Annotated in this window: 9 protein-coding genes; 7 read left to right on the top strand and 2 right to left on the bottom strand. The window is 34.9% G+C overall.

Annotated features, from left to right (window positions below; genetic code table 11):
• The first annotated feature begins 6 nt into the window (after nucleotides 1-6).
• From EJL04_RS03945 to nudC, 6 genes are all read left to right on the top strand, one after another.
• Nucleotides 7-1,503, top strand: a complete 1,497-nt coding sequence (locus tag EJL04_RS03945; RefSeq protein WP_021854911.1) for a UxaA family hydrolase — start codon at nucleotides 7-9, stop codon at nucleotides 1,501-1,503.
• 78 nt (nucleotides 1,504-1,581) lie between these two features.
• Entirely contained in the window at nucleotides 1,582-2,409 is an 828-nt protein-coding gene (locus EJL04_RS03940) for a hypothetical protein (protein WP_125104122.1), read from the top strand.
• Nucleotides 2,410-2,480: 71 nt separating this feature from the next.
• Nucleotides 2,481-3,185: a glycoside hydrolase family 25 protein gene (locus EJL04_RS03935; RefSeq protein WP_021854913.1), complete on the top strand. Its 705-nt coding sequence runs from the start codon at nucleotides 2,481-2,483 to the stop codon at nucleotides 3,183-3,185.
• A gap of 30 nt (nucleotides 3,186-3,215) precedes the next feature.
• Nucleotides 3,216-4,439: a zinc ribbon domain-containing protein gene (locus EJL04_RS03930; protein WP_125104121.1), complete on the top strand. Its 1,224-nt coding sequence runs from the start codon at nucleotides 3,216-3,218 to the stop codon at nucleotides 4,437-4,439.
• Nucleotides 4,440-4,443: 4 nt separating this feature from the next.
• Nucleotides 4,444-6,180 carry a bifunctional metallophosphatase/5'-nucleotidase gene (locus tag EJL04_RS03925; RefSeq protein WP_420899292.1) on the top strand — a complete coding sequence of 579 codons (1,737 nt, stop codon included), beginning with the start codon at nucleotides 4,444-4,446 and terminating at the stop codon, nucleotides 6,178-6,180.
• A gap of 32 nt (nucleotides 6,181-6,212) precedes the next feature.
• Nucleotides 6,213-6,989: an NAD(+) diphosphatase gene (gene nudC, locus EJL04_RS03920; RefSeq protein WP_021854917.1), complete on the top strand. Its 777-nt coding sequence runs from the start codon at nucleotides 6,213-6,215 to the stop codon at nucleotides 6,987-6,989.
• 282 nt (nucleotides 6,990-7,271) lie between these two features.
• Here nudC and EJL04_RS03915 read toward each other — a convergent pair whose 3' ends face one another.
• Complete coding sequence (locus EJL04_RS03915; RefSeq protein ID WP_125104119.1) at nucleotides 7,272-9,266, bottom strand: helix-hairpin-helix domain-containing protein; 1,995 nt, start codon at nucleotides 9,264-9,266, stop codon at nucleotides 7,272-7,274.
• Nucleotides 9,267-9,516: 250 nt separating this feature from the next.
• Here EJL04_RS03915 and EJL04_RS03910 point away from each other — a divergent pair, with 250 nt between their 5' ends.
• Nucleotides 9,517-10,062, top strand: a complete 546-nt coding sequence (locus EJL04_RS03910) for a beta-class carbonic anhydrase (RefSeq protein ID WP_125104118.1) — start codon at nucleotides 9,517-9,519, stop codon at nucleotides 10,060-10,062.
• Between the two features lie 805 nt (nucleotides 10,063-10,867).
• Here the strand turns inward: EJL04_RS03910 and EJL04_RS03905 are convergent.
• Nucleotides 10,868-13,009 (bottom strand): peptidylprolyl isomerase, encoded by a 2,142-nt coding sequence (locus EJL04_RS03905; protein WP_125104117.1) that lies wholly within the window; start codon nucleotides 13,007-13,009, stop codon nucleotides 10,868-10,870.
• Nucleotides 13,010-13,186: the final 177 nt, after the last annotated feature.

Here is a 13,186-nt window from a genome sequence, read left to right as displayed (position 1 = left end):
CATTTTATGGAAAAAGTTTCATTCATTAAAATTAATCCGGCCGATTCTGTTGTAGTTTGTCTAAGGGACTATAAGCAGGGAGAAGAAATAAGCATCAATGGCAAAACTATAACCGTCTTGCAGGACACTCCTGTCGGCCATAAAATCCTTTTACAAGACACAAAGGCTGGTGAGAACATCATCAAATACGGCTATCCTATAGGACATGCCCAAAAAGATTTAAAGGCCGGTGAATGGATTAATGAGAACAATCTAAAAACGAATTTATCAGGTAAACTTGCTTATGAATATAATCCTGTAAATGAAATTCTTCCCATCGAAAACCAAAATCTAACATTCAATGGATATGTCAGAGCCAATGGTGAGGTTGGAATAAGAAATGAAGTATGGATTGTACCAACTGTAGGATGTGTAAATGGAATAGCAGAAAAATTAGCGACAAAGCTGGCTGAAGAAACAAAATTAGCCGGTATTGACGCCGTTCATGCCTGGCACCACAATTATGGATGTTCACAATTAAGTGAGGACCATGAAAACACCAGAAAAGTGTTACGCGACATTGTCCTTCATCCTAATGCCGGAGCTGTTCTGATATTAAGCTTGGGATGTGAGAACAACCAGCCGGACCAGTTTGAAAAACTTTTAGGCGATTACGATAAAAGTCGTATAAAATTCCTTGTAGTACAAAAGGTTCAAGGAGATGAAGTTGAGGAAGGAATGAAAATTCTGCACTCATTATACGACATAGCAAGTAAAGATGTAAGGACAGAGTGTCCGTTAAGCAAGTTGCGTATAGGATTAAAATGTGGCGGAAGCGATGGATTAAGTGGTATAACAGCCAATCCGCTTGTTGGAGAATTTTCTGACTTTATTGTTGCACAAGGCGGAACATCTATACTTACAGAAGTGCCAGAAATGTTTGGTGCAGAAACAATTCTCATGAACAGATGTCAAAATGAAGACCTCTTTAATCAGACTGTAAAACTCGTTAATGACTTTAAAGAGTATTTCTTGAGCCATGGCGAACCTGTTGGTGAGAATCCTTCACCTGGAAACAAAGCCGGTGGAATATCTACATTAGAGGACAAAGCACTTGGATGTACTCAAAAATGTGGAAGAGCCCCTGTTAGTGGTGTATTAGGCTATGGCGACAGACTAAAAACTACCGGTCTTAATCTGTTGTCTGCACCAGGAAACGACCTTGTTGCTTCAACAGCATTAGCTGCTGCAGGCTGTCAGATTGTTTTATTTACAACAGGACGCGGCACTCCATTTGGTACATTTATTCCGACTATGAAAATATCGACAAATAGTACACTATTTAACAACAAGCCAAATTGGATTGATTTCAATGCAGGGGAATTGGTTGAAGGAACAGATATGAAATCCCTATTAGACAAGTTCATCAAAAAGATAATATCTGTTGCCAATGGTGAAAAAACATGCAATGAGAAAAACGGGTACAGAGAAATATCCATCTTCAAAAATGGTGTAACACTTTAAACATATTTTCAGGATGATGTAAACGCATCATCCTGAAAAATAAAAAACACTGCAAAAGCAGTTATAACCACAAAAGATATGCAAGTTGTAATAAGAAATTTCATTAAATTATTATCTACTGGGGCATTTCAGTCATATTGTACACTTGAAGAAATGTCTGAATATAAATGGAATCAACTATTATACATTGCTAAAATAAATGATGTTGAAGATTTTATCATATCTGGAATAATTTATTCAGATAACTCATCAAATAATATTATACCAACAAAAATCACAAACTCTATAAACGAAACTATTTATTCCAATACAACAAGAATCACGCCAAAAGACGCCCAATACAGACAGTCGACAAAAACAATAAATAAATTCTCTAATCCATATTTAAACAAGAAATTAGATCGAATTATTTATAATGAGATCCATAGTATCGATACATCTGTAGACTCTATAACATTCTTAAACAGAAGTATTGATAACATTAAAAATCTTTTATCCGCAAATTCATACATCAGAGACCTTGTAGAATATGGCATTTATTTAAGAAAATATGGTAATAAAATAGATTTCGTTAAAATAGACAATTGGATAAATACATTAAAGATGAATAAAATAATGAACTTAGTTGGTATATACCTCATTAAGTTCTTTAACTTCGATACAAGCGAAATCCCATTCTATAATAACCAAAATAAAATCAAAACGGGAGAAGTAAAATTACCGCTAAACCTTAAAGCAAAATCGGAGGACAAGATGAATGAGACTCAAAAAGAAATTAATAACTTGATTTGTAATATCCCAAAGCCTAATACCGGTATGTTCAAGTATTTTTCTTTCTTTCCACTTGAGACAACAAGCATCTTTTTCTCTAATATTTTTAACAGTCTTTCAAATATTGAGGAATAACTAAAATTTTATAATTTTCTTTGTTGTACCAACGATTAAGTGTATCTTTGCCAAAAATAAGGAATCATACAATGAAACAATACATTTTTATTATTATCAGCCTATTTACTCTAACACAATATATATCTGCACAAGATTACAACACCTACGTTCAATGTGAAGACACATGCAGACATATTCACGGAATAGATCTCAGCCATTATCAAGGAGACGTTTTCTGGGAAACAATTGGTGAAAATAGTAAAATGGCCTATGTTTATTTAAAAGCGACAGAAGGCGGTACACATATAGACAAAACATACGAAAGAAATATTGAATTAGCACACAGATATGGTTTAAAAGTTGGCTCATACCATTTTTTTCGGCCTAAAACTGATTTAGTTAAGCAACTCGAAAATTTTAAATCACAATGCCGTCCTGGAGACCAGGACCTGATACCTATGATAGACATAGAGACAACAGGGGGGCTTAAGACTGACGAATTTTGTGATTCATTATTTAAATTCATCGATTTAGTTGAGAAGGCCTATCGCCAAAAGCCTTTATTGTATACATATACAAATTTCTACAACAAACATCTCCAAGGCAAAATTGACAATTATTGTCTTATGATTGCCCAATATTCTGATGAGGAACCCAAACTTGCCGACGGAAGAGATTATACTCTTTGGCAATATACTGCAAAAGGACGCATAAATGGTATCAACACATATGTTGACAAGAGCAGATTTATGGGACGTCATAGCATGAGAGAAATACGGTTTAGACATTTCTAATAAAATAACATATAAAATAAAAATATAAAAATGGCAATTATTAAATGTCCTGAATGTGGTCATCAAACTAGTGACAAGGCTCCTGTATGCCCCAATTGTGGAGTAGAAATCGCAGGAAAAATAATAAAATGTCCTTATTGTGGAGAAATTTATTTAATAAGTGAGATTGTCTGCCCACATTGTCACAAATCACCTTCCAATGGCAATAATCCTATTGAGAATGACAATCAAAGCCTTGTTGAGCAAAACTCAACAAATGTAGAAAGGAATAGCTATCTGACGTCAGACAATGGTATAATCGTTCCTACAAAAGACGAGTCAAGCAATAGTTTGAATACAACGCCTCAAGAACAATATACGACTCCCAACGACAACACTCCTAAAGCAAGAAAAAATAACAGGACAACACTGATTGTTTCGTTAATAATAGCAGTGTTGGCATTAGGTGTATGCTTCTATTTCTACAACAGGGCGCAAAATGAAAAGGAAATGGAAGAATATAATTTTGCCTTAAGCAGTGAGGATCCAACAATTTTACAAGAATATTTAAATAACTTTAAAGATGCTCCACAAGAGCATATTGATTCAATTAAAGCACATTTGCAAAGACTTGAGCAATTAGATCAGGATTGGACAAATGCCATTGTAAGCGGCAGTAAATCAGCGCTGATGGATTACTTAAGCAAACATCCTGATAGTCCACACAAACAAGAAGCAATGGACAAAATTGATTCTATTGATTGGGCACAATGCCTAAAATTAAATACCTCTGAGGCATATCAGATGTACATGGCAGACCATTCTGATGGCAACCATTATGAAGAGGCACAAATTGCTTTGAAAAAAATAAAAGCAAATACTGTAAGCATGGAAGAAAGACAGGCAATAAGTAATCTCTTCCATAACTTTTTCGTGAGCATTAACGAGCGCGATGAAGTTAATCTCGTTTCAAACATAAATGATAACATTAACTTTTTAGGTAAGCAAAATGCTACAAAACAGGATATCATTTATTTCATGAACAGATTGTATAAACAAGATGTTCAGAATATGGTTTGGAGTATCTCCGGTGACTACAACATACAGAAGAAAGAGATTGGTGACGAACAATATGAATATATTGTAAATTTCATGGCAAATCAGAAAGTTGAGAAAGTTGATGAGTCAAGCGCAAACTATAAGTATAAAATTAATGCAAGAATTAATCCTGACGGTAAAATGACAGAAATGTCTATGACAAGGATAAATGAATAATAATATGTTAAGATTAGTCGCCATAAGTTTCTTTACTATATGCCTTAATACACTATTGATGGGCCAGGAAAAGACTATAAAACTCCGAATTATACAGACTAGTGATGTTCATGGATGTTTCTTTCCCTATGACTTCATTGAGCGTAAACCAGCAAAAGGTTCTTTAGCACGTGTTTCAACATACATAAAGGACCTCAGAAAAACTTATGGTGCTAATCTTATATTGATGGACAATGGTGACATTTTACAAGGTCAACCTACATGCTATTACTGTAATTATGTAAAGCCTGAACTTCCCAATGTAGCTGCATCGGTCATAAATTATATGGGCTATGATGTCCAAACTATCGGAAATCATGACATTGAAACCGGTCATAATGTATATGACAAATGGATAAAAGAGGTAAAGTGTCCAATGCTTGCTGCAAATATAATATCAAAAGATACGGAAAAGCCATATCTTAAGCCTTACTATATAATAAATCGTGACGGCATAAAGATTGCTATTATTGGCATGATAACTCCTGCAATTCCCAACTGGCTTAACGAAAAACTTTGGGAAGGTATGTCTTTTCAAGAGATGAAAGAATGTGCTTTATATTGGACTACCTATTTGAAGAAGCAGGAAAACCCTGATATAATAATCGGCCTTTTCCATTCTGGAGCCGAAGGAGGAATAATTACAGATGAATATGAAGAAGACGCCTCCTTAAGAATTGCCAAAGAAGTACCTGGTTTCGATTTGATTTTATATGGGCATGATCATAAGAAACACATTGAAACAATCAAAAATAAAGACGGACATGATGTTCTTTGCATGGATCCTTCATCTAATGCATACTTCATATGCGATGCTGAAATAGACGTAACAATAAACAACGGGCAAATAATAAATAAACAGATAAAAGGAAGTCTGAAAGATGTAAGAAATCTGCCTGTTGATACTGCATTCATGGAGTATTTCAAGGACGAAATAGACAGCATAAACAACTATGTCAATAAGAAAATAGGCACTTTCAAAAATTCAATATACACACGTGACTCATATTTCGGAAGCAGCGCATTTTGTGATTTTATCCAAAACGTTCAGCTTAAAGTAACAAATGCCGATGTATCATTCAATGCTCCATTGTCATTTGATGCCTGTATAAAAGCTGGTGACGTATTTGTCGGAGATTTATTTAACCTCTACAAATATGAGAACCAGATATATACGATAAAAATGACAGGCAAGGAAATAAAGAATTACCTTGAAATGAGTTATGGCCTATGGACAAATACAATGGTATCAAAAGATGACCATATAATGCTGCTGAATATTGATAGCGTCAACGGAATAAAAAAATATACATTTAAAAATCTTGCCTTCAATTTTGACAGTGCAGCAGGAATTGACTATGAAGTAGATGTAACAAAACCTTATGGAAATAAGATACATATATTGCAGATGTCAAATGGCGAACCTTTTATAATGGACAAATGGTATAACGTAGCAATGAACAGCTATAGAGGCAATGGCGGAGGTGAACTTTTAACACGTGGTGCCGGGATACCAAAAGATTCCATCAAAGGCAGAATTATATATGAAAGCGAACATGATCAAAGGTACTACATCATGAAAGAAATAGAAGATGCTAAAATTGTTAATCCTAAACCAAACGGCAACTGGAAATTCGTACCATCATCACTAGCAATACCGGCAATAAGACGCGATAAAGACCTGCTTTTTGGCAATAGATAATCAATTAATTGCCATATTATAATTTATAAACTATGAAGAAGTATTGGTTTGTTTTTAATAACACAGATTTATTACTTGAAAAGAATTCAGACGGTAGTTATACGATTCCTTTTCAGGAGTATCCTCCTACTGAAATTGGAAAAGATACAACCATCCATAATATAACTCCACTGGAATCTTACGAAGTAAAAACTTATCGAATAGACGGCCCTATTAACAACGATAAGTTTGAAATGTGTAATTTAAGGGCATCATATCATAAACTGCCCCAACCACTATATCTCAAAGCAGGCAAATGTGAAGAAATACTTTATTGGGATTCAAATACAAAATTCTGTGGCGTATGTGGCGGACACATGAAACTCAATACTGATATTTCTAAGAAATGTGAGAAATGCGGAAAAGAAATATGGCCACAACTTGCAACAGCGATAATCGTATTAATACACAAAAATGATCAGGTATTACTTGTTCATGCAAACAACTTTAAAGGTAATTATTATGGTCTAGTTGCCGGATTCGTTGAAACAGGCGAAACACTTGAGCAAGCTGTCGTAAGGGAAGTAACGGAAGAAACGAGTTTAAAAATCAAAAACCTTAAATATTTCGGATCTCAGCCATGGCCATACCCTTGTGGCCTAATGATTGGCTTTTATGCAGAATACGAAAGTGGTGAAATAAAATTACAACGTTCTGAACTTGGTGCCGGTGGCTGGTTCACCATGGACAATCTTCCACCAATACCGGAAAAATTGTCTATTGCAAGAAAACTTATTGATAATTGGATTGAAAATCATGATAAAATTTAACGCAGACAAAATAATTTTCAATTTATATCCTGATATATAAAAATATCAGTCGTGCCAAATCAGCAAATTTAGATTATATGTATAGGGCAAGATATAGAGCAACAAAGATGTACCACCCTATCTACTATCAGGATCAGAAAGCATCCATCTCTTATAGAATGAAATATGAGTACCTGATACAATCAGAATTAAAATGCCCTAACATTGTTCTCATCTTTTATCAACAAGGTATTTTGATACCTAATAACACACGAAAATTGCCTTATCAGCTCTGCATTTAGTTCATAATTTTATCCTTAATTGTAATTCCAGGTCAGTGGCAGAAGAATGATTAATCTGCTGATAACTGCTGCCAATTATTTCTCTGTCAAAATATTTTGTCGTTCCTACTTTAGCAAACAATGTGACCTGTTTCAAAATATCATAACTGGCAAATAAGGAACCTCGAATACCATGCCCATAAAATGACGGGAAATAGTATGAATAGAGCATACCCTTTTCATAAGAATACACACGGCTGTCATAACTGTCTGTATTAAAATAAGAAAAAGAAACATTTATGTTTAACCGTTTTTTTAATATGTAATTGGCATTCTGCGTTATCATCCATCCAAAACTATTTTCTTTGTATGAAGAAAAAGCAAGATCAGCCTGCGTCTTAGCTTTCCAGGCTCCAAAACTATACGCAGCAGAAAAACGTGCTCTATGATCAATTTTATTGATTAAATCCGTTTTATCTTTATTGTCTTTCTCACGTATTTTAAGCCGATAACGTGCTGAAAATATCCATCTAGGCATAACATATGTCAGTTGCAACGTATTATCTAAAGAACATGAACTTTTTGAAGCCTGATACTTAGGCCATGCAAAATAAGCATAATCGATATATGCAATTATGTTTAACGCCTGTGACGGCCGCCATGTCATTCCCAAATATATACCACTTTCATTCTGCACAGCCCCACCCTCATTAAAACTTTCAGCAAACAACGAATAATATTTGTATGAATAAAAACGCTGAAGAGCCAACATGGTCAAACGATCTGTTATGCTATAGCTTAAAGAATTAATCGTAGCAACAGCTTTACAGCCACCAGTTGCAGTCTCTCCACTGAATGACAGGCTGCTACCAGTATAACCATAATTTACACCCACATTATAAAAATTTTTACCATGAGCATAATATCTGCGATAAACCGAAGTAGTTTTAGGCACAAGCTCTTTATCTAAAGATGTGTATGCAGCAGTTGCCCCTACATAAAATCCTCCAAAACGATAATCTACATTACCGCCAAAAAGCAAATGTGAAGAATTATTTTTCTTATCCAATTCCGTCTTGGTTCGATGGTAACCAGAATTTAGTATTGTAGAAATTGTACTGTCACCTTTATTCAAAGTAGCATCAAACTTGCGATAAGAGACAAATAAACTTAAATCTAACCCTTTGGCTAAAGTGAATGTACCTGCAGCCCCTTGAAGATAGTTTCCGTCAGAAGTTGAAGAGTGAGCCCTTATATTGCTGCCACCTCTTCCCATGGATGATAGCGTTGACAACTTGCCAAAACTAAAGTTATTATTCATAACAAGCCCCATTCCGAAACGCAGCCTGTACCTGCCTAACGCCAAAGTTTTTATACGCCCCATTTTCTTCAAGACAAGATAAAATGAATAAAAATCATATCCCATACTATTTCGGCCTGCAAAAAACGGCTCTCCGGCATCTTGAGATCCAAGGAAGCCTAATCGTAGATAATCTCCATAATCGAAGTCATACCTTACACTATGTTTATATTTATAGCCCTGATATCCATTTATGTCACCTTTTCTGTCATAAAAAGGTATTTTTATAGTCCCGACAACCTCATGTTTACCATATTTTACGATGTTTTTAAAAGACGGAAAGCCCTTTTTATGCGTATCTCCTGCATAAGTAAAATAAAAAAGAAGCCTACGCTTATAATATGACAAATCTTTTATCATTACGAGTTCACCCAAAGACTTCATTGGTCCATAACGATAAATATACTCACTGATATTCTCTACATCCTTTGCAGTCAAAAAAGGAAACTGCTCCAGATCCTCTCTAGATGCTGTATTAATATTTATTGGATTTTCTTCCAGATCACACAAAAGTTCAAATGAAGACTCCCACGATGAAGACTCTATATCCTCAAGTTCACTTAACTGGTACAAAAACTGTTCCCATTCATGTGTCTGCTCAGCGTCGATATGCAATGATATGCAAAACAAAAATATAAATATAATTAGTTTTTTCATCAGAAGATTTAAAGTAATTAGTCTGAAAGTTAAATCTATGTGTTCTGTAAAAGCAGTATATGATATTTACAAAGTTACACATTTTTTACGAAAACGAAACGAATCATGCTAATTTAATATGAATAATTTATCTAAACTGTTTCCACGTATATTATTATTTTTACTAATTTTGCAAAAGATTCTGCATTATTTGCCCATAAATTAAAACAAGAAATAACCTAAAGATTATATTCAAAATAAACAAATAAATATGATAGACGAATTTCTAGCTTATAACAAACAATTCGTTACAGAAAAGGCTTATGAACCATATGTAACCACCAAATATCCAGATAAGAAAGTTGCAATTGTATCGTGTATGGATACAAGACTTACACAATTACTTATGGCATCCTTAGGAATAAAGAACGGGGACGTAAAGATGATAAAAAATGCAGGAGGCATCATTCAGTCACCATTCGACAGCACCATACGCAGCTTGCTCGTAGGAGTGTATGAACTGGGAGTCAAAGAGATTATGATTATAGGACACACTGACTGCGGAGCACAGCATCTAGATCCAGACGAAATGATCAGACTAATGCTGGAAAGAGGTGTTTCACAAGAACACATAGACATGATGAAATATTGCGGAATTGACTTCAGATCATGGCTTAATGGATTTAACAATTCAGAAGAAGCTGTCAGAAAGTCAGTAGAAATTGTTGCCAAACATCCTCTTATGCCCAAAGACATTGTTGTACGTGGATTTATTATAGATTCATATACAGGCAAACTTTCTGAGGTTATATGCTAAACAGAAACCTCAAACAAAATAATTAAGAGCAACTACTATTTACTCGGATCAATCAAAAGAATTATTAGCAGAGCATAAGATACATCCTTTCAAAGCACAAAAGGACATCTTTTACGCTTCAATATATGTCATATTGCAGCATAAAAGCATACAAACAAGCAACTAACTGAATATCAATACGTTATACAACGGTCATATAATTCAGTTGTTTTTACCCTAAAACTCAATGATTTTTATGGTAAAAATAACTGAATTAGTTCATCAAAATCAATTACTTTATAACTTTCAACCAATAAACATTGATTAATAAAAATTAAATCAATAAACATACATCATTATAAAATAAATTTATCTGACACAATAGAATAAAATAACCATACATCAAAAATGTCAAGGCACCATTTATGACCTATTAAGAACAACAATTATGAAGTTACTAGACTTTAACGTTTAGCATCTCTAAAAAACAGTAAAAACACGACTTGACATGATTTATGCATTGCCCATCTGTAAAATACTATCAAAAATAAGACAAAATTATAACCTTCAGAATAAAACAATAAATACAGAATTTATATTCACTCTCAGATATATACAACACACGAGCTGAATTATAACCTTAAATTTCATTAGAACAAACACATTTAAGGATAAAAAGTCTAGATTGCACTAGATATGCTTTTTTTAATAAACAGGTTGGAAGCTTGCAAAATAGCCAAATTATAAAAAAGAACAATCCCGACTGAATTATCTTCAGTCGGGACTGCCAAATTATTTAATAAACCGTCTTTATATTCAAATCCAATTAGAAGAACAAGTAACGGTTATCCTTAACATTTGCATTTATGTAAAGTTCTTGCATAAAGTTACCCGCATACTGCATCATCTTCTGACGCTGACGCTGCTCATATTCTTTTGCATTAAACTTAACAGGACGCATCTTCTTTTCCAAAACCTGGAACAGATATACTCCACCGTTACCCTTAACTGCAGCAGAACTGAACTTACCCTTCGCTGTTGCAGCTACTGCACCACTAAGTGCGGGCTCGCTCATACCTGTAGACTGAACAAAGACAGGTGCAGCAAATGTTACCTGATTAACTGCAGAAACCTGAGCACCTTTTGCCTTAGCAGCAGAGATGCTGTTCACACCCTTAACTTTAGCCATAAGCATTTCAGCCTTCTTATCACGCAATACTTCCTGCTTTACATAATTCTTTACATTTTCATCATCAAGTGAACGGTATCCCTTCTTGTTAATCTTGGTCATAACCAAAACAAGCAGATGGTCATTATCACCACACTCATAAAGCTGTGATACCTTGTTCTCGTCTGTCTCGAATATCCACTTAAGAGCTTCACGAGTTCCATGTATACCAGCTACGTAATGCTCTGAATTGCGTATATCCATGCGTTCCTGAACTTTGTAACCATACTTAGAAGCATTCTTCTGCATAGCCTCCAAAGTCTGACTTTCACTGACGAACTGGCTAAACTTATTAAATGCAGCAGAATATGTGTTCTTTGAGAACTCTATCGGTTTCTTAATCACAGCAGCTACATACTTATCTGTCATAGCCTTACGGTCTGTAATCTGCAGAATCAAATTACCTTGTGTAAGTTTTAAGTTCTTTATTTCATTAACAGGCAATGTATTCAAAGACTCAATATAAGACTTTGTATCAGCGTCCATTGAAGTTGCATTCTGATACTGATTAGATGTTATCCAATTCTTCTCGCCTGTCTGACCATATTTCTTTGCAATTGCTTCAAACTCAGCTCCACTCTTGAGTGCAGTAAAGATACTGTCTGCAGTTTTTGCAGCATCAGCAGGTGTTGCGCCACCAACCTGAATTGCACGGAACTGAACTGAATCAGGCAATTGAACTTTTGATATAAGTTTAACTACATTTATAGTATTATCCAACTTATTTTCTACAGGTGCAGAAGTTGAACCTACAGCCATAGAATCAAGACGTGCTGCTATATCTGTCGGGAATGCAGCTTTTGTCTGAGGAATACCTAAATATGTAACCAAAGAACCGCTATTTCTTACTATTTCAACCGGATCAGCTGTTTCCTTCAATGACTGCACATATCCGGCAACAGTCTTATTCAAAGCTGCACGGTCTGATGCAGAAGGCAAAACCTGATAATCAACATATTTGATTGAACGTGTTTCTTCGTATTGTTTGAAACGAGGCTTAAGTTCTTCATACTTAGCCTTCAAGTCTGCATCAGAAATCTTTACCTTGTTGTCATTTATAGAAGAATAGGCGAATGATGCCAACTGGATATTGCTTTCTTGATTTTCATCTGTGTACGCCATTTTAGCTGATACAGGATTAGAAATCAAACATCCGGCCAACAATGACTGATATTTCTGAGCCAATACCTGCTGACGCAAAGATTTCTCTATAAATGTCCAAAAATTATATATACCCTGATACTGCTCCGCCATCTGCGGATTTGTTGTTTGAGCCTGCTTGTATTCAGCCAAGAACTTCTTCAACAAATTAGCATCAAAACGTCCAGTCTGCTGGTTTACGAAAGGTGTCTGAAGAAGCATCGGGTTTGTTCCTGCGTTAAGTATGTTCTGCAGTTCCTGATCTGTAACCTGCAATCCCAACTTAGATGCTTCCTTGCTGATGATTTCAGTTTGAACAAAAGTATTCCAAACCACATCCTTTACTTGATTAAGATCGTCATCAGTAAGATTGTCGCGACCTTGAGTCATTTTAATAACGTTAGTGTACTCGTCAACTAGCTTCTGAAAATCTTGCACATTGACTTTGTCACCTAAAACTTCGCCTACTTGTTGACGGCTCTCGTTTCGTGATGACTCACAAGAGCGGAACAACTCTTCAGCAATAAATGCAAAAAGGGCGAATCCTAATATACTGATGAGGATAACGCCTTTGCTTCTGATTTTTCCTAATGCTGCCATTATTATAAATATTTATTTTTTTATTATTCCCTCAAATTAGTATTTGAACATTTTAGCGCACAAAATTACAAAAAAGAAAATAAAAACAATTATTTTTCTCTTAAAAAGTTCATTGTTAAGGCTTTTCATACTGTAATTCATGCGGTATTAGCTCATTTATTCGGTACAACCTACAAT

This window comes from Prevotella marseillensis (assembly GCF_900625065.1).
Lineage (GTDB): Bacteria > Bacteroidota > Bacteroidia > Bacteroidales > Bacteroidaceae > Prevotella > Prevotella rara.
The sequence above is the reverse complement of the archived record's forward strand: the minus strand, read 5'-3'. Positions and strand labels throughout refer to the sequence as shown.

Coding starts and splice junctions, on each gene's coding strand:
- EJL04_RS03905 (WP_125104117.1), bottom strand. CDS start 13,009: ATGGCAGCATTAGGAAAAATCAGAAGCAAAGGCGTTATCCTCATCAGT.
- EJL04_RS03915 (WP_125104119.1), bottom strand. CDS start 9,266: ATGAAAAAACTAATTATATTTATATTTTTGTTTTGCATATCATTGCAT.
- EJL04_RS03925 (WP_420899292.1), top strand. CDS start 4,444: ATGTTAAGATTAGTCGCCATAAGTTTCTTTACTATATGCCTTAATACA.
- EJL04_RS03930 (WP_125104121.1), top strand. CDS start 3,216: ATGGCAATTATTAAATGTCCTGAATGTGGTCATCAAACTAGTGACAAG.
- EJL04_RS03935 (WP_021854913.1), top strand. CDS start 2,481: ATGAAACAATACATTTTTATTATTATCAGCCTATTTACTCTAACACAA.
- EJL04_RS03940 (WP_125104122.1), top strand. CDS start 1,582: ATGCAAGTTGTAATAAGAAATTTCATTAAATTATTATCTACTGGGGCA.
- nudC (WP_021854917.1), top strand. CDS start 6,213: ATGAAGAAGTATTGGTTTGTTTTTAATAACACAGATTTATTACTTGAA.
- EJL04_RS03945 (WP_021854911.1), top strand. CDS start 7: ATGGAAAAAGTTTCATTCATTAAAATTAATCCGGCCGATTCTGTTGTA.
- EJL04_RS03910 (WP_125104118.1), top strand. CDS start 9,517: ATGATAGACGAATTTCTAGCTTATAACAAACAATTCGTTACAGAAAAG.